The 16,854-nt window shown below is 66.4% G+C and carries 18 protein-coding genes; 6 read left to right on the top strand and 12 right to left on the bottom strand.

Features of this window, described 5'->3' with window-relative positions:
- A partial coding sequence (locus ACIQ2E_RS03865; protein WP_398326429.1) for a penicillin-binding transpeptidase domain-containing protein occupies positions 1-661 on the top strand: 661 nt, incomplete at its 5' end.
- Here ACIQ2E_RS03865 and ACIQ2E_RS03860 read toward each other — a convergent pair.
- The 4 genes from ACIQ2E_RS03860 to ACIQ2E_RS03845 form a co-directional block, all read right to left on the bottom strand.
- Positions 662-1,813 carry a glycosyltransferase family 4 protein gene (locus tag ACIQ2E_RS03860; RefSeq protein ID WP_398326426.1) on the bottom strand — a complete coding sequence of 384 codons (1,152 nt, stop codon included), beginning with the start codon at positions 1,811-1,813 and terminating at the stop codon, positions 662-664.
- Between the two features lie 19 nt (positions 1,814-1,832).
- A complete protein-coding gene (locus ACIQ2E_RS03855) occupies positions 1,833-3,026 on the bottom strand; it encodes an NAD-dependent epimerase/dehydratase family protein (RefSeq protein WP_398326423.1) in 1,194 nt (397 codons plus the stop codon).
- 68 nt (positions 3,027-3,094) lie between these two features.
- Positions 3,095-3,262 carry a photosystem II assembly protein Psb34 gene (psb34, locus tag ACIQ2E_RS03850; RefSeq protein WP_296367130.1) on the bottom strand — a complete coding sequence of 56 codons (168 nt, stop codon included), beginning with the start codon at positions 3,260-3,262 and terminating at the stop codon, positions 3,095-3,097.
- 69 nt (positions 3,263-3,331) lie between these two features.
- Positions 3,332-4,165: a thiazole synthase gene (locus tag ACIQ2E_RS03845; protein WP_398326419.1), complete on the bottom strand. Its 834-nt coding sequence runs from the start codon at positions 4,163-4,165 to the stop codon at positions 3,332-3,334.
- 77 nt (positions 4,166-4,242) lie between these two features.
- Between ACIQ2E_RS03845 and ACIQ2E_RS03840 the strand changes: the two genes are divergently transcribed.
- Entirely contained in the window at positions 4,243-4,761 is a 519-nt protein-coding gene (locus ACIQ2E_RS03840; RefSeq protein ID WP_398326432.1) for a hypothetical protein, read from the top strand.
- 12 nt (positions 4,762-4,773) lie between these two features.
- Here ACIQ2E_RS03840 and ACIQ2E_RS03835 read toward each other — a convergent pair whose 3' ends face one another.
- Genes ACIQ2E_RS03835 through rpmI form a run of 3 tightly spaced genes read right to left on the bottom strand, consistent with a single transcriptional unit; the run spans position 4,774 to position 5,921 of the window.
- Positions 4,774-5,295, bottom strand: a complete 522-nt coding sequence (locus ACIQ2E_RS03835; protein ID WP_398326416.1) for a tetratricopeptide repeat protein — start codon at positions 5,293-5,295, stop codon at positions 4,774-4,776.
- Positions 5,296-5,330: 35 nt separating this feature from the next.
- Complete coding sequence (gene rplT / locus ACIQ2E_RS03830; protein WP_296446511.1) at positions 5,331-5,678, bottom strand: 50S ribosomal protein L20; 348 nt, start codon at positions 5,676-5,678, stop codon at positions 5,331-5,333.
- 45 nt (positions 5,679-5,723) lie between these two features.
- Positions 5,724-5,921, bottom strand: a complete 198-nt coding sequence (rpmI, locus tag ACIQ2E_RS03825; protein ID WP_010312717.1) for a 50S ribosomal protein L35 — start codon at positions 5,919-5,921, stop codon at positions 5,724-5,726.
- A gap of 94 nt (positions 5,922-6,015) precedes the next feature.
- Between rpmI and ACIQ2E_RS03820 the strand changes: the two genes are divergently transcribed.
- Together ACIQ2E_RS03820 and ACIQ2E_RS03815 are read left to right on the top strand one after the other, a co-directional pair.
- Positions 6,016-7,527 (top strand): SpoIID/LytB domain-containing protein, encoded by a 1,512-nt coding sequence (locus tag ACIQ2E_RS03820; RefSeq protein WP_398326412.1) that lies wholly within the window; start codon positions 6,016-6,018, stop codon positions 7,525-7,527.
- Between the two features lie 24 nt (positions 7,528-7,551).
- Entirely contained in the window at positions 7,552-8,901 is a 1,350-nt protein-coding gene (locus tag ACIQ2E_RS03815) for a glycosyltransferase (RefSeq protein WP_398326410.1), read from the top strand.
- A 15-nt stretch (positions 8,902-8,916) separates the two neighbouring features.
- Here the strand turns inward: ACIQ2E_RS03815 and ACIQ2E_RS03810 are convergent, their stop codons facing one another.
- The 5 genes from ACIQ2E_RS03810 to tig form a co-directional block, all read right to left on the bottom strand.
- Complete coding sequence (locus ACIQ2E_RS03810) at positions 8,917-10,659, bottom strand: DNA polymerase III subunit gamma/tau (RefSeq protein WP_398326407.1); 1,743 nt, start codon at positions 10,657-10,659, stop codon at positions 8,917-8,919.
- A gap of 9 nt (positions 10,660-10,668) precedes the next feature.
- Positions 10,669-11,340, bottom strand: coding sequence for a lecithin retinol acyltransferase family protein (locus ACIQ2E_RS03805; RefSeq protein WP_398326404.1), 672 nt, complete (start codon positions 11,338-11,340; stop codon positions 10,669-10,671).
- Positions 11,341-11,352: 12 nt separating this feature from the next.
- Positions 11,353-12,705 (bottom strand): ATP-dependent protease ATP-binding subunit ClpX, encoded by a 1,353-nt coding sequence (clpX, locus tag ACIQ2E_RS03800; RefSeq protein WP_398326401.1) that lies wholly within the window; start codon positions 12,703-12,705, stop codon positions 11,353-11,355.
- A 103-nt stretch (positions 12,706-12,808) separates the two neighbouring features.
- Entirely contained in the window at positions 12,809-13,501 is a 693-nt protein-coding gene (gene clpP, locus ACIQ2E_RS03795; protein WP_398326398.1) for an ATP-dependent Clp endopeptidase proteolytic subunit ClpP, read from the bottom strand.
- 38 nt (positions 13,502-13,539) lie between these two features.
- Entirely contained in the window at positions 13,540-14,970 is a 1,431-nt protein-coding gene (gene tig / locus ACIQ2E_RS03790) for a trigger factor (protein WP_398326395.1), read from the bottom strand.
- 284 nt (positions 14,971-15,254) lie between these two features.
- Here tig and ACIQ2E_RS03785 point away from each other — a divergent pair, with 284 nt between their 5' ends.
- Together ACIQ2E_RS03785 and ACIQ2E_RS03780 are read left to right on the top strand one after the other, a co-directional pair.
- Positions 15,255-16,331: an aspartate-semialdehyde dehydrogenase gene (locus tag ACIQ2E_RS03785; protein ID WP_398326392.1), complete on the top strand. Its 1,077-nt coding sequence runs from the start codon at positions 15,255-15,257 to the stop codon at positions 16,329-16,331.
- A 5-nt stretch (positions 16,332-16,336) separates the two neighbouring features.
- Positions 16,337-16,854 (top strand): dihydrodipicolinate synthase family protein (locus ACIQ2E_RS03780; RefSeq protein WP_398326389.1); only part of this gene is annotated, 518 nt, incomplete at its 3' end.

Here is a 16,854-nt window from a genome sequence, read left to right as displayed (position 1 = left end):
CTTCTCGAGCAACACCTTCTTCTATCAAATCGGTGTGGGTGTGGGCTCAATCCCGCTCTACAACGCGGCCTTGAGCCTGGGGTTCACCAAGCCCACCGGGATTGAGATCGGCTACGAGGAAAGTCCAGGTCTGGTGGGCAATGAGCGCTGGGCGGCCCAGGGCCGGGGCTGGTCCAAACCCGGCAGCACGCCCTGGATCCCGGAAGACATGGCCAGCATGTCGATCGGACAGTCGGTGGTGCAGATCACGCCGCTGCAGCTGGCCCGGGCCTACGCCGTGTTCGCCAATGGCGGCTATCTGATCACGCCCCATCTTGTGGATCAGGGACTCGATTGGACCGATCCCCCCCGCCGCACCAAGGTGGATATCAAGCCCAGCACCCTGGCCACCATTGCCCGCGGTCTGCGCAAGGTGGTGTCGGATGGCACCGGGGCCGGCATGAACGTGCCCAACCTGCCACCTGTGGCGGGAAAGACCGGTACCGCGGAGGACAGCACCGGCGGCCCTGATCACGCCTGGTTTGCCTGTTTTGCTCCGTACCCTAATGGCCAGATCGTGGTGGTGGCCTTTGCCCAGAACACACCCGGGGGTGGATCGGTGCATGCCCTGCCCATGGCCCGCAAGGTGCTTGAAGTGTGGACGCAGTTGCGCAAGAGCTGATCAGCCCACCAGGGCAGGTTTCTTGCTGCTGCTGAGTACCTGGCGGTAATAGCCGCGCAGCTGTTCTGTTGCTCCGGCCCAGCCCCAGCGCTCGGCTTCCTGGCGAGCGTTGTGGCGCAGTTGTTCGCGCTGGCTTGGATCACCGAGCAGGCGCAGCGCTGCTGCGGTGAGGCTGCCGGCGCCGCCATCCATCCCATCGGGTTCGTAGAGGCAGCCGTTCACGCCGTCGGTCACGATGTCGGGGATGCCGCCGCGGTTGGCGCCCACCACCGGGCAGCCGGCCGCCATCGCTTCCAGCAACACCAGGCCCAAGGTTTCGGTGCTGCTGGGGAAGAGAAAAGCATCGGCACTGGCGTAGGCGCTGGCCAGTTCTTCACCGGCCAGATACCCCACGAAGGTGGCGGCGCTGCCGGCGAACAGGGTTTCCAGTTGCTGGCGGTAAGGGCCATCGCCCACCAAGGCCAGGCGCGCATCCGGCAAGGCATCGAGCACAGGCCGGATCCGCTCAATCTGCTTCTCGGCCGACAAGCGTCCGATATAAAGCAGCAGCTTGCCGGTGTCGCTGCGGCCCCCCAGCAGGCGCTGCCGCATGGGCTCGCTGCGCAGCTCAGGGCGGAACAGGTCGGTGTCGACGCCGCGCTGCCAGAGGGCGGTGTGCTGGATGCCCTTTTCGCTCAGCTCGGCCACCATCGCTGTGGAGGTGCAGAGGTTGAGCTGGGCCTGGTTGTGCGCGGCTTTAAGGAGCTCCCACAGCACGGGTTCGAGCATGCCGAGGCCGTAGTGCTCCAGGTATTTGGGCAGATGGGTGTGGTAGCTGGCCACCAGGGGATAGCCCTTGGTCTTGGCGATCCAGATGCCCCCCAATCCCAGCACCGCGGGATTCACCACGTGCACGAGATCCGGGTTGAAGGCTTCCAGCGCATCCGACACCATCGGTCGCGGCAGGGCCAGCTTCAGCTCGGGATAGAGGGGCAGCGGCATCGCCGGAACCCCCAGCACCTGAGCGCCCATGTAGGTGTCAGGTGCACCCTCCGGACACACGATCAACACCTCATCGCCGGCCGCCACCAGATGCTGAACCGTTTTGGTGAGACGGGTGACGATCCCATCCACCTTCGGCAGGAAGGTTTCGGTGAAGAGGGCGATCTTCAAGGCAGGAGGCCGGGTGGAATCAGGCCGCCTGGATGGCAGCTTCCTGGGTTTTGGTCCAGGCGGAGATGCAGGGGATGCGGCTGCGGTCGCAGCGATCGGCGTAGCGACCGGCGATCTCCACCACTTCCTTGAGCAGGCCGTCGTCGAGGGTGGTGGGGTTGAGGCCCAGCTCGATGAAGCAGCGGTTGTCGACGATCAGATCGTTCTCCACCGCCTCATTGCGGGGGTTTGGCAGATGATTGATCTGGGCGCCAGTGAGGGCGACCACCTTCTTGGCCAGTTCACCCACCTGATGGCTCTCGGTCATCTGGTTGAAGATCTTCACCCGCTCACCCTTCTCTGGCGGGTTCTCCAGGGCCAGCTGCACGCAGCGCACCGAATCGCGGATGTGGATGAAAGCGCGGGTCTGACCGCCGGTGCCGTGCACCGTGAGCGGATAGCCGATGGCCGCCTGCATCAAGAAGCGGTTGAGCACCGTGCCGTAGTCGCCGTCGTAGTCGAAGCGGTTGGTGAGGCGCGGGTCGCGGTCAGTGGCGTCCGTGTTGGTGCCCCAGACGATGCCTTGGTGCAGATCCGTGATCCGCACCTTGTCGTTTTTGTTGTAGTAGAGGAACAGCAGCTGATCCAGCGTCTTGGTCATGTGGTAGACGCTGCCCGGGCTGGCGGGGTGCAGGATCTCCTCTTCGAAGCGGCTGCCATCGGGCTGGGGCACCTCCACCTTCAGGTAGCCCTCGGGGATGGTGGCGCCGCGGTGGGAGCCATAGCCATAGACACCCATGGTGCCAAGGTGCACCACATGGATATCGAGGCCGCTCTCCACGATGGCGGCTAGCAGGTTGTGGGTGCCGTTGACGTTGTTATCAACGGTGTAGCGCTTGGTAGCGCTGCTCTTCATCGAATAGGGAGCGGCGCGCTGCTCGGCGAAATGCACCACCGAATCCGGGCGCTCTTCCAGTAACAGATCCAGCAGGCGCTGATATTCGTGGGCGATGTCCATGTGCACGAAGCGCATGGGTTTGCCGCCGGTTTGCTCCCAAGCGGTGAGCCGATCGGGCATGGTGGCGATCGGCGTGAGCGATTCCACGGCCAGATCGATGTCGATCTTGCGGCGGCTCAGGTTGTCAACGATGAGCACATCGTGGCCTTGGTCGGCCAGGTTCACGGCGCAGGGCCAGCCGCAGAAGCCGTCACCGCCGAGAACGAACACCTTCACCGCTGGACTCCTGGTTGGCGAGCGACTGATCGGGCATCCGCTCCGTCAGGGCAAGCTACTACAGGGATTCAGCTGATCCCTGCGGCAACACCCACCAGCAGCAGCACGAGCACGGCACCGCCGATCAGCAGCAGCTTGCTGTTGGCGCTGCTGCTTTCGCCCACCTCCATCACCTCCATACGGGGTTCCTTGGCGAAGGCGTTGAGCCTGCCGCCGTCCTCTTCGGTCACCTGCATCGCAGTGGCGCGTCGTTCAGACGACAGTACGGACGGTTTCCGGGAATGCCACTGTCCCGTTCAGAAGCTTCACGTGCCCACCCGACCAGCGGTGGGAGAGCTGGGGCTGGCTTCGGCCCGCACCGGCAGGCGGCCTGCATGAAACGCTGTGCGCCCGGCTTCGCAGGCCAGCGCCATCGCTCGGGCCATGGCAGCGGGATCACCTGCCAGGGCGATGGCGCTGTTAATCAGCAGGGCATCGGCCCCCATTTCCATCGCCTGAGCGGCTTCGCTGGGGACCCCAAGACCGGCATCCACCACCACAGGCACACGCGCGTTTTCGATGATCAGCGCGATGTTGGCGGCGTTGCGGATGCCCTGGCCGGAGCCGATCGGTGAGCCGAGGGGCATCACGGTGGCGCAGCCTGCTTCTTCTAGCCGTTTGGCCAAGAGCGGATCCGCATTGATGTAAGGCAGCACGGTGAAGCCCTCCTTCACCAGTTGCTCGGCTGCTTCCAGGGTGCCGATCGGATCCGGTAGCAGGTGCCGTGTGTCAGGAATCACCTCCAGCTTCACGAAGGTGTTGTCTTCCTGGCCGGCCAGCTTGGCCAGCTCTCGCCCAAGCCGCGCCACCCGGATTGCCTCCTCGGCTGTGGCGCAGCCGGCCGTGTTGGGCAGCATCCAGATCCGCTGCCAGTCGATCGCCTCCATCAGACCTTCATGGCCGGCGGCCTGGCTCTGCACGCGCCGCACCGCCACAGTCACGATCTCGCAGGCGCTGCTCGCCAGGCTGGCCTGCATCGCCTGGATGCTCGGGTATTTGCCGGTGCCGGTCATCAGCCGGCTGCTGAAGCGGCGCCCGCCGATCACCAGGGGGGCGTTCGGCTGGCTGTTAGTGGCGGTCACGGCAGCGGTTGGGGCCATGCAGCGAACGTACTGCGCGGTCATGACCGATCGGCCGGGATCCCCTTAGCCTTGGCCCACTGCTCACGAGTGCTGTGATTCCGTTGCTGCTGGCTGCCACGCCCCTGCCCGTGGGTCGTGCGGTGCCCTTCCAGGAGCCCGCGGCGGTGTCGACTCCGCTCTCCGAGAACTTCGGCCAGCAGGCACCGGTGCGCACCTTTGATCCGGTGGCGCGGGCGGCTGAGTTGGCCAGCACCATGCCGCGGCAATGGAGCGGCACGTATCAACCGTTCGCTGGTGGAAGCCTGGTGAGCGTGCAGCTCGATGTGTCGGCCGTGCAGGCCATGGGCCAGATGGTGGATCTGCGCGGTCAGATGACCGTGGGCTCCACCACCCTGCCGGTGCAGGGAAACCTCAACGCCAGCTCCGATCAGCTCGATCTGCTGCTGCTGGGTGATGTAGGCGCAGCCGGCCTTGAGGATGGCGGCCGTTTCCTTGGCCTGCAGGGCTTCACGTTGTCGGGTTGGAATGCTCCGCGGCTCACCAATCCTGGAGGCCAGCTGGTGCTCAACCCGGTTAGAACTGCTGGAACGCCTGCCGTTCGCGGTCTCTGGTGAGAACGGAGCGGTTCAAGCGGCTGTACGTTCCAGGCGCTTGAGCCGCTTTTTTGCGGTGCCGTTGCTGCTGTCGAGCTCGAGCACCTTCAGATAGTTCTCCCTGGCTTCTTCGGGCTTTTGCTGCTTCTCGAGGGCGAAAGCCAGGTTGTTGAGGGCCACCGGATAGTCGGCCTTGGCCTTCAGGGCTGCGCGGTAGTGCTTGATGGCAGCGCCGTAGTTGCTTTGAGCGGCCAGAGCAAAGCCCAGCGCGTTTTCGATCAACGCCTGGGCTTCGGGGGGTTCAGCGCCGGAGCATTTGCTCGCCAGCTTGAGATTGTCGATGGCTTGGCCATAGAGCCGCTTCCGCAGCTGCACGGAGGCCAGTTCGTAGAGATCAGCCGCCGATTGTTCGCCGGCTTTGCTGGCTTGCTCCAGACGGATCAGGGCAACTTCGTCACGCCGGACCCGCAGGATCTGGCGTGCCACCAAAACAGCGGCACCGCCAAGAATCACTAAGAGCCCGATCAGGTAGGCCTGAGGAAGCGAAAAATCCATCAACCAACCCGATCAGGCATCGCAGAGGTTAACGGTCAGCTCTTGGCTGCACCCACCACAGCGGTGAAGCTGCTGGGATCCACAACGGCGAGCTGGGCCAGCATCTTGCGGTTGAGCTGCACGTCGGCCTTCTTAAGGCCACCGATCAGACGGCTGTAGCTCAGGCCATTCAGGCGAGCAGCAGCGTTGATGCGGGCGATCCACAGGCGACGGAAGTCGCGCTTGCGGCGGCGACGGTCGCGGTAGGCGTTGCAGAGGGCCTTCATCACCCGCTGGTTGGCGGTGCGGAAGAGCGAGCCGTTGCCGCCGCGGAAGCCGCGGGCTAGGCGAAGAATCTTGTTGCGGCGCTTACGGGCGACATTGCCCCTCTTAACGCGTGCCATCGATGGTTCTCAGAAAACGGTGATACAGCGGGTCAGCCGGGCGATTCAGCTGTAGGGGAGCATGGCGCGCACGTTGTCCGCGTCGCGCTCGTCAACCACGGCCATGGTGCCGAGGAAACGCTTGCGCTTCGGGCTCTTGTGGTCGAGCAGGTGATTGCGGAAAGCGTGGCGGCGCATGAACTTTCCGCTGCCGGTGGCTTTGAACCGCTTGGCGGCTGCTTTGCGGGTCTTGAGCTTCGGCATTGTCTACGCGCTCGGGCACAAACGATGAGGGTACGACCTGAGAGTCCCTTCCGCCAACTCCCCCCTAGGGTCGGGCGACGCCTGGATCGATGCGATGGCTGTTGCTCGAGCCCTCACAGCCCTGCTGTCGCTGGCGCTGCTGGCAGCGGGCTGCCAGCGGGCGGACGCGGAATCGCTCACGCGGCTCCCGGTGCCTAAGCCCCCTGCGGTGCAAGGCACCAAGCCTGTTCTCTGGGTGTCGTTGGCGGCTCATCTCGGCGGCCAACCCCTGGCCCTTGAGGGGGCCTCAGCGCCACTGCAGTTGGTTGATGCTCGCGGCGAACGGTTCAGTGCCCGGCGCCTGCAGCTGCGGTGGGTGGCGCAGGCCCTGCCCGAGCCGATCGAGATCCGTCGCAGCGTTTTGGGCCCCTTCGCCAGCTTTGAAGCGGCGGAGCAGGCCGCGCTGGCTTGGCGAGCCCTGGGCGTGCCAGCGGAGGTGGCCCACCCCCGCGATTGGGAGGTGTGGGCGCCCGCTGGTGCGCCGGCCCCTCAGGGCATGGCTCCGCGCCAGCTACAGCAGCGGCTCACCCAGCAGCGGTTGCTGCAGCTCAACACCGCTTCCGGCTGGCGGAGCTTCGCGGGGCCCGTGCAGATTCAGGCCCCTGGTGGGCTGCGCTTCAACGGCGGTGTCTTCAGTGGGCCGTTCCGGCTGCAGTCCGATGCCTACGGAAGTTGGACCCTCTTGGAGGAGGTGCCGCTCGAGCGCTATCTGCAGGGCGTGGTGCCCCATGAAATCGGTGCGGGTTCACCGCCGGCGGCCCTCGCGGCGCAGGCGGTGCTCGCCCGCACCTGGGCCCTTCGCAATCGGCACCGCTTCGCGGTGGATGGCTACCACCTCTGCTCCGACACGCAGTGCCAGGTGTACAGCGATCCCCGCACTGCCGGGTCGGCGGTGCGCCAGGCGGTGAGCCGCACCGCTGGGCAGGTGCTGGCGCAGAACGGTGAGCCGATCCATGCGGTGTATCACGCCAGCAACGGTGGCGTGAGTGCCGATGAAGACGAGGCCTGGCCGCTGCCGGAGCTCGGTTACCTCGAGCCCTCCCTGGATCTGGGTGGGGCTGCGGCGCAGGGGTTGACCCTGCCGCTCGATGCCCAGGAGGTGGCTACGTTGCTCGCCCGCCGATCTGGTGTGGTTGGTGCCACGCATCCGTTGTTCCGCTGGCGGCGCCAGCTGGATCAGGCCAGCCTGCGCAAGGGCCTTGGGCCCAGGGCGTCCAGCCTTGGCTCGCCGCTGAAGCCGGTGGTGCTGGAGCGCGGACCCAGCGGGCGGGTGGTGCGCCTGGCGATCCAGGGGCCTGGCGGGCGGGTGGTGCTGGAGCGCGACGCTATCCGCCGCACCTACCGTCAGTTGCCCAGCACGCTGTTCGTGTTGGTTCCCACCGGTGCAGGTAGCTGGAGCGTGGTGGGTGGTGGCTTTGGCCATGGGGCCGGCCTGTCGCAGGCGGGAGCGATCGAGCTGGCCGCGCGCGGCTGGAGCGTGGAGCAGATCCTCAACCGCTACTACCCCGGTGCCCGCCTGGTGCCCATTCAGACGCTGCCTGAAGAGGGCCATCGCGGAGCCCTCTAAAGTTCATCAGACCTGGAACAAGTCATGGCCGCCGGGGGCACAGCCACAGGAGCCCGCCGACTGCAGGCCTCGTTGTTTCTGATCGGTTGTTGTCTGGCGGGAGCTGCTCCCCACGCCCTTCCGCCCAGTCGCAGCCTTTGGCCTTCTTTGGCGCTCACGTTGCTGCTGGGCACCTACGCCGTCCGCAGCGTGTTCCTCCCGCTGATGCGCGGTGAGCGGGCGGCTGCCGAGAGCCCGTCTCCAGCGACCTGGCCAGCGGTGGACCTGGTGGTGGCTGCCCGGGATGAAGAGGCGGTGATCGGTCGTTTGGTGGAGCGCCTGGCGGAGCTCGACTATCCCGCCGAGCAGCTGCGTTTGTGGGTGATCGACGACGGCAGCGAAGACCGCACCCCGGAGGTGCTTGAGGCTTACCAACGCCGCTACCCGCAGCTGCAGGTGCTCCGACGCACCCGAGATGCCGGCGGTGGCAAGTCGGGTGCGCTGAATGCGCTGCTGCCTCAATTGCAGGGCAGCTGGCTGCTGGTGCTCGATGCCGACGCCCAGCTGCAGCCCGACGGCCTGAAACGGTTGATGGCCTTTGCAGAGGCCGGTGGTTGGTCGGCGGTGCAGCTACGCAAAGCCGTGGTGAATGCCGATCACAACCTGCTCACGCGCGCCCAGGCCATGGAGATGGCCCTCGATGCCGTGATTCAGCAGGGCCGTTTGCACAGTGGCGGAGTCGTGGAGCTGCGTGGCAATGGCCAGCTGCTGCAGCGCCAGGCCGTACTCGCCTGCGACGGGTTCAACGAAGCCACCGTCACCGACGACCTCGACCTCAGCTTCCGCCTGCTGGTGCAGGGCCAGCCGGTGGGCCTGCTCTGGAATCCGCCGATCCAGGAGGAAGCGGTCACGAGTGTGATGGGCCTGTGGCGCCAGCGGCAGCGCTGGGCTGAGGGCGGCCTGCAGCGTTTCTTCGATTACTGGCGTGAACTCACCGGCCCGGCCACCAGCGCTGCCCGCAAGCTCGATCTCAGCGGCTTTTTCCTGCTCCAGTACGCCCTGCCGGTGATGGCGGTGGCGGATCTGTTCACCAGCCTGCTCAGCCGCAGCACCCCGCTGATGTGGCCGTTGTCGTTCGTGGCCTTTGGCCTTTCGGGCGGCGCGATCTTGGTGGGTTGCCTGCGCAGTAGCGAAGGGCCGGCCCTGCCCCGCATGCATCCGCTGAATCTGGCCTTAGGCATCGCCTACCTCGGCCATTGGTTCGTGGTGATTCCGTACACCACCCTGCGGATGGCGCTGCTGCCCAAGCGGTTGGTGTGGGCCAAGACTTTGCATGTGGGATCTGGTGAGAGCCACAACGCCGAGGAGCCTGACCTCACCACCCAGGTGCTCTGATGCCCTCCAGACCGATCAGGCGGCCGCGCTGTCTGCGCTGCTGCCCTCCAGTTCGGGCAGGGGGCCATCAAGCTGCACCACTTCGCCGTTGAAGAACTCCGCCAGGCGCTTGGCCTGATCGTCGATCAGGGCCGGCTGCGCCTGGGGTGCAGGAGCTTCAGCGGGTTGGGGCGGCTCTGAACGAGGCTCGGGCGCGGCGGCGCGCGGGGGCTCGGACGCTGGTGCCGCCATCACGGCTACGGGTTGCGGTGGAGCCGCGGCGATTGGCACCTGCGCTGCGGGCGCAGGGGGCTGAGGCGGTGGCGCGCCGCCGGCTTCGAGCACCACCTGGCGCGGGCTGCCCAGGGTTGAGGTCACCGCCTTCTCGAGCAGGGGCAAGCGGCTTTGCACCATGGCCATCCAGTTGCCGGCCACCTGCACCACGGCACGCTGTTGATCCAGCCGGGCCAGCACGGCTTGCTGCGAGAGCAACATGCGCGTGGAGGGGAGCTCCAGGCCGGCCAGGATCTGCTGCCACAGTTCCACGAGATCGGGGCTGGCCGGGGCCGCTGCTGGTGCCGGAGCAGCGGCAGCAGGGCTTGGAGCGACCGGCACCGAGGGCGCTGGTGCAGCCACAGGGGCTGCAGCTGGGGCTGCTCCGGTGGCGGCGGCGCGGGCGGGTTGGGGTTCGGCGAGCAGGCCCAGCAACAGCACTTCCAGCCACAGGCGCGGCTGCACGCTCTGGCGCAGTTGCTGTTCGCTGCCCTTGAGCTGGGCCTGCCAGCGCAGCAGTGGGGCCTTGCCGCAGCGCCGTGCCAGATCCGGCAGGGCGCTGCGGAACTGCGGCGAAAAGCTGGTGAGCTCCAGCCGGTCGGGGGCGACGCCCGCCAGCACCAGATCCCGCAGCAAACCGGCTAGCCCCTGCAGCACCGCCGAAGGTTCCCGGCCGCGCTCCAGCAGGGTGCGGATCGCTTCGATCAGGCCCAGTGGTTCGCCAGCGGCCAGCGATTCGGCCAGCTGCAGCAGTTCCTGTTCGGGGACTGCGCCCAGTAGCTCCCACACCGCCTGGGGCTCCACCGGCGGCGGCAGCAGGCTGAGCTGATCCAGCAGGCTCTCGGCGTCACGCAGGCCGCCCTGGGCTCGTTGCGCCACCACATGCAGGGCCTCGGCGGTGATGCTGATCTCCTCCTGCTGGGCGATCCAGCTCAGATGCCGCTCGAGGGCATCGAGGGGGATGCGGCGGAAATCGAAGCGCTGGCAGCGGCTGAGGATGGTGGGCAGCACCCGCTGGGGGTCGGTGGTGGCCAGCACGAACACCACCCGCGGCGGCGGTTCCTCCAGCGTTTTGAGCAGAGCGTTGAACGCTGCGGTGGAGAGCATGTGGCACTCGTCCACCACGTACACCTTCCAGCGGGCTTGTACCGGCGCAAAGCGAGAGCGCTCGATCAGTTCGCGGATGTTGTCCACGCCGGTGTTGGAAGCGGCGTCGATCTCGATCACATCGAGGGCGTTGCCGTTGGCGATCGAGGTGCACAGCTCACAGATGCCGCAGGGATCCGGTGTGGGGCCATCGGAGCCGATGCAGTTGAGCGAGCGCGCCAGGATGCGGGCGCTGGACGTTTTGCCGGTACCGCGCGGGCCGCTGAACAGGTAGGCCGGTGCGATCCGCCCCGAGCGCAACGCATTGCCGAGGGTGGCCGCAATCGCCTCCTGCCCCACCAGCTGATCGAAGCGCTGCGGGCGGTACTTGTGGTGGAGGGGTTGGTAGGCAGCCGGCATGGCTGGAGGCTACTGGCCGTTCTCGAGCATGCGCTCCAGCCGTCTTTCCAGCTCTTCCACCTCGCTGAGCTGATCCGCCAGCTTCTGCGCGGCCAGCCTTAGGGTTTCAAAGCCTGGGCTCTGCGGCTCGCCCGGACTCCAGCGTTGCTCCGCCTTGGCGAGTTCGAGCTCCAACCGCTGTTGCAGCTTCAGCCGCAGTCCATCGAGCTGTTCGAGGCTGCGCCGGGCTACAGCCTTGCCCTGCTCCAGCTGCGCATCGTTGAGCCGCAGCCCCTGCCGCAGCAGCATCCGCGCGCCGCTCAGCACGGCAGCTGGAACGAACTGGCCCAGGGCCAGGGCCCCGAGGCTGCCGGTATGGAGCCAGTTCTCCACCTGCTCGCTGCGGTGGCGGCCGGTTTTGCACCAGTGGGCGAAGTGCTCGCAGTTGTTGAACAGCAGGTTGTAGTTCTGCTCCCCCAGGCGGCCCATGGCCCGGCGCAGAGTCACCCCCGGAGCTGAGCAGCTGCCCTCGGGGTAAGGCACCACACTCACGGGCTGGCCGCGGCTGAACTCCTCCACGGGGCTGCGCAGGATCTCCCGGCCTTCGAGGTAGTGGGCCACGGTGCCGTCGCCCAGATCGATGCCGTGGTGATTGAACAGGCCGTGCTGGCGCGGCACCTGCAGGTGATCAGCAACGGCCATGGCCGCCCTCGCTCAGGCGGTTTCCTGCTGCACCTGCTCGCTGCCGGGCATGGGCAGCACCTTGGCCTTGGTGCGCTCCTCCACCAGCTCGCGGGTCACGGTGAAGGCCTTGGTGCTCTTGTCGGATGGCAGGTCGTACATCAGATCGAGCATCAGCTCCTCCACGATGCCGCGCAGCGCGCGGGCGCCGGTCTTGCGGCGGTGGGCTTCGGCGGCGATCGCCTCCACGGCGCCGGGCTCGAACTCCAGCCGCACCTCATCCATGCTGAGCAGCGTCTGGAACTGCTTCACCAGGGCATCGCGCGGCTCGGTGAGGATCGCTTCGAGGGCGCGGCTGTCGAGCGGCTCGAGCACGGCGTTCACCGGCAGGCGGCCGATGAATTCGGGGATCAGGCCGTATTTCACCAGGTCGTCGGGCTCCAGGTGGCGCAGCACGTGGGCTGCCTGCTGTTCCTTGCCCTGGCGGTGACGGCTGCGGCCGCCTTCGGGGATGAAGCCGATGGCGTTGCGGCCCATGCGCCGTTGCACCACATCCTCCAGGCCTACGAAGGCACCACCACAGATGAACAGAATCTGGCTGGTGTCGATCTGGATGCAGTCCTGGTAGGGGTGTTTGCGGCCGCCCTGGGGTGGCACGTTGGCCACGGTGCCTTCCAGCAACTTGAGCAGCGCCTGTTGCACCCCCTCACCCGACACATCACGGGTGATCGAGGGGTTCTCGCTCTTGCGGGCGATCTTGTCGATCTCGTCGATGTAGATGATGCCGCGCTGGGCCTGATCCACATCCAGGTCGGCCTTCTGCAGCAGCCGCAGCAGGATGTTTTCCACGTCCTCACCCACATAGCCCGCTTCGGTGAGGGTGGTGGCATCGGCCACGGCGAAGGGCACATCCAGCAGCTCGGCCAGGGTTTGGGCCAGCAGCGTTTTGCCGCAGCCCGTGGGGCCGATCAGCAGGATGTTGCTCTTGTGCAGGCGGGTAGCGGTTTCGTTGCTCTCGCCCTTGCCGTCGCCCTGCCAGGCCAGGCGCTTGTAGTGGTTGTATACGGCCACCGAGAGCACCTTTTTGGCCTCCTCCTGCCCCACCACCTGAGCGTCGAGATGGGCCTTGATCTCCCGGGGTTTGGGGATCTCGGCCAGGGTGGGAGCGGGTTTGCCGCTCTTCTTGGCTGGTGCCTTGCCCTTGGCCTCCGCGGGTTGGCGGGCGCCGCCGCCATGGGCATCCACGAGCTCCTCATCGAGGATCTCGTTGCAGAGGTCGATGCACTCATCGCAGATGTACACGCCCGGCCCGGCGATCAGCTTGCGCACCTGGTCCTGCGACTTGCCGCAGAACGAGCACTTCAGGTGGGCATCGAACTTGGGCATCGAGCAGAAGCGGCGGTGCGGCGGGAGCGTCCTGGCTGGGGCGGGTCAGGGGCCCGAAACCAGGATCAACGGGATCCCACGTTTCGTCAGCCGTCCTTAAGGATCAAACCGGGGCGTCGTCGGTCACGACGCGGTCGATCAGTCCGTATTGAACCGCCTCTGCCGGGGAAAGGAAGTAGTCGCGGTCGGTGTCTTCGGCGATCTTCTCGAGCGGCTGGCCGGTGTGCTCGGCCATCAGGCCGTTGAGGGTGTCCTTGAGGTAGAGGATCTCCTTGGCTTGGATCTCGATATCCACCGCCTGGCCTTGGGCGCCGCCAAGGGGCTGGTGGATCATGATCCGCGCGTTCGGCAGGGCGAGCCGCTTGCCTTTGGTGCCGCCCGAGAGCAGGAAGGCGCCCATCGAGGCCGCCAGGCCGTAGCAAATGGTCACCACATCAGGCGACACCTGCTGCATGGTGTCGTAAATCGCCAGGCCGGCCGTCACCGAGCCCCCAGGCGAGTTGATGTAGATCTGAATGTCCTTCTCGGGATCCTCAGCTTCGAGGAACAGCAGCTGGGCCACCAGGGCGTCGGCCACCTGGTCGTCGATGCCGGTGCCGAGAAAGATGATCCGCTCGCGCAGCAGGCGCGAATAAATATCGAAAGCCCGTTCGCCGCGGCCCGACTGCTCTACCACCGTGGGCAGCACTCCCGGAGCGGCCATCGGGGCTGTTGCGCTGCCCATGGCGATGGTGGCTTCCGGGCGGGTGCCCAGCCAGCGGTTCTGGATCGGGTGAGGGGTGCTGGCGTTGATCACGCGGCCGGACTGTTGTCAGTCCGGCCAATCTATGGGGATCAGGCTTCGCCAGCGGCGTCGGCGTCAGCCTTGGCCTTCTTGGCGTTGCTCTTCTTGGCTGCCGCCGTCTTGGGCTGGTCGCCCTCGGCATCAGGGGCCTTCTCCGTGATGATGGAGTTGCTCTCCAGCCAGCCCATCAGCTTCTCGCGCATCAGGTCTTCCTGCACGGCCTGGCGCAGGCGCGCGGGGTCGATGCGGGAGTTGTCGCTGAAGCCGCGGCTGAGCTCCTTCACCTTGGCCTCGATCTCATCGGCGGCCACCTCGATCTTCTCGGCGCTGGCCAGGGCCTTGAGGGCCAGGCTGCGCTTGAGGCGCTCTTCGGCTTCGGGGCGGGAGGTTTCGCGCAGGCTCTGGATCAGCTGCGGGGTGAACAGCTTCTTCACGTCCATCCCTTGCTGGGCGAGCTGACCAGCGGTCTGCTCCAGCAGCGAGATGATTTCTTCCTGCACCAGGGTCTCGGGCAGTTCCACCTCGAGCTGCTCCACCAGGGCCGCCAGCAGCGCGTCGTGGCGGTTCGACTGGTTGCGGCGCTCGGCGTCTTCCTTGAGGCGCTCCTCCAGATCGGCGCGCAGCTCAGCCAGGGTCTGCTTGTCGCTGGCCTGCTGGGCGAAGGCGTCGTCGAGGGCGGGCAGCTCGCGGGTCTTCAGCTCGGTGAGGGTGATCTCAAAGCTGGCCTTGCGGCCGGCGGCGTCTTCCTGGGGGTAGTCCTCGGGGAACTGGCAGGCCACGGTCTTGCTGTCGCCGGGCTTCATGCCGATGATCCCTTCCACGAAGCCGGGGATCATGCGGCCGTCTTCGAGTTCCACCTCCATGGCTTCGGCGCTGCCACCGCTGATGGCTTCACCGTTGTCGGCGTAGGTGCCGGAGAAGTTGATCACGGCCACATCGCCGGATTCAGCGGCACGCTTCTCCACCGGCACCAGGGTGGCCAGCTGACGGCGCGACTGCTCGATCAGCTCATCAACGCGGGCGGCATCGAAGCTCACGCTCTCGGCTTCGGCCTTCAGCCCCTTGGTGCTCTTGAGGCTGGGGGTGGGCTCCACATCCATTTCAAGGGTGAGGCTCAGCTCCTTGCCGGGCTCGAAGCGCTCGAGCAGGGCTTCAAAGCCGCCATCCACGCTGGGCTGGCCGATGGCCGGGATCTCTGCCTGCTTCAGGGCGTTGCGGAACACGTTGTCCACCAGCTCCTCGAGGGCGGTGGCGCGGATGCGCACGGCGCCGATCTGTTGCACGAGCACAGCGCGGGGCACCTTGCCTTTGCGGAAGCCGGGCAGCTTGAGGGTGCGGCTGAGCTTCTCCACCGCCTGCTCATGGCTGCTTTGGGTGAGGCCTGCGGGAACACCGATCTCCACCGCCATCCGGCTGCCGGGGCGAGGGCTGGTGCTCACCTTGAGCTCGGATTGGCTGGCAGTGGAGGCGGCAGGACTCATGGATCGGCGTCTAGGCAGCCCACGATCCTATGAACTGACGTGTGACAGGCCGATGCCCAGCGTCGCCGGCACTGCGTTCGCCGCGTATTGTTGGAAGCAAGAACAGCGACCTGAAGATCTCTTAGCGAAAGCCCGCTGGGCTTCCGCACACTGTTTGGCAGATCGCATCAGCCCTGGCACCTTTCGCTGCTACAGCCTCTGCAAGGGCCTCTGCCCCATTTCCGGATCACGTTCTCCGTTGCGCAGCGACAGTTCTGCACCTGAACCACGCACCCGAATCTCCGTTGACCAGCTCCATTCGCCCTCTGCCTCAGCGCCCTCTGCACGTGGCCGTTCTTGGTGCCAGCGGTGCCGTGGGTCAAGAGCTGCTGCTGCTGCTGGCTGAGCGTCAATTCCCGGTGGGCCGCCTCACCCTGCTGGCCTCGCCCCGCTCGGCTGGTCAGAGCGTGAGTTGGAACGGCCAGACCCTCACGATCGAGCCGGTGAGCGCTGAAGCCTTCAACGGTGTGGATGTGGTGCTGGCTTCGGCGGGTGGTTCGGTGTCGAAGCAGTGGGCGCCCGTGGCCGCCGCCGCCGGTGCCGTGGTGATCGATAACTCCAGCGCCTTCCGTATGGATGCGGAGGTGCCTCTGGTGGTGCCCGAGGTGAATCCCCACGCCGCCTTTGCCCACAACGGCGTGATCGCCAATCCCAACTGCACCACGATCTTGATGACGCTGGCCCTGGCGCCTCTGGCGGCCAAACGGCCCCTGCGCCGGGTGGTGGTGAGCACTTATCAATCGGCCAGTGGTGCTGGTGCCCGCGCCATGGAGGAGCTGGCCAGCCTCAGCCGCACTGTTCTTGACGGCGGCACGCCGGAGAGCAGCGTGCTCCCTTACTCCCTCGCCTTCAATCTGTTCCTCCACAACTCGCCGCTGCAGGAGAACGGCTACTGCGAGGAGGAGCTGAAGATGCTCAACGAAACCCGCAAGATCATGGGGCTGCCCGATCTGCGCGTATCGGCCACTTGCGTGCGGGTGCCGGTGCTGCGGGCCCATTCCGAAGCCATCAACATTGAGTTTGAAGAGCCATTCCCCGTCGATGAGGCCCGTGCACTCCTGGCCGCGGCTCCTGGCGTGGAGCTGATTGAAGACTTCAGCTCGAATCGTTTCCCGATGCCCACCGATGTGACCGGCCGCGACGCGGTGGCCGTGGGCCGCATCCGCCAGGATCTGAGTGAGCCCAACGCACTGGAGATCTGGCTGTGCGGTGATCAGATTCGCAAAGGTGCGGCGCTCAATGCGATCCAGATCGCTGAGCTGCTGCTGGATCCAGCCGCCGCCGCCGCTGCCGGAGCGGCCACTGCAGGTGCTGTCGCTTGAGCACGATGGCCGCACCACTGCAGCCCGGCGCTGCTTCCCCCGCTCCCTTTGGCCGGGTGATCACCGCGATGGTGACCCCGTTCGCCGCTGATGGCTCTGTGGATCTGGAGCTGGCCGCACGCCTCGCCAGCCATCTGGTGGATCACGGCTCCGATGGCTTGGTGCTCTGCGGCACCACCGGCGAGTCGCCCACCCTCAGCTGGGACGAACAGCATCAGCTGTTCTCGGCGGTGAAGGTTGCCGTGGGTGGGCGCGCCAGCCTGCTGGCGGGCACCGGCAGCAACTGCACCGCTGAAGCCGTGGAAGCCATCGCTGAAGCCGCGGCTCTCGGCGCCGATGGTGCGCTGGTGGTGGTTCCCTACTACAACAAGCCGCCCCAGGCGGGCCTGGAAGCGCATTTCCGCGCTGTGGCCGCCGCTGCTCCCACGCTGCCGCTGATGCTGTACAACATCCCGGGCCGCACCGGCTGCAGCATCAGCCCCGAGACCACCGCTCGGCTGATGGATCTGCCCAACCTGGTGAG

It is taken from the genome of Vulcanococcus sp., assembly GCF_044369115.1.
Lineage (GTDB): Bacteria > Cyanobacteriota > Cyanobacteriia > PCC-6307 > Cyanobiaceae > Vulcanococcus.
This window is presented reverse-complemented; position numbering and strand designations above follow the sequence as displayed.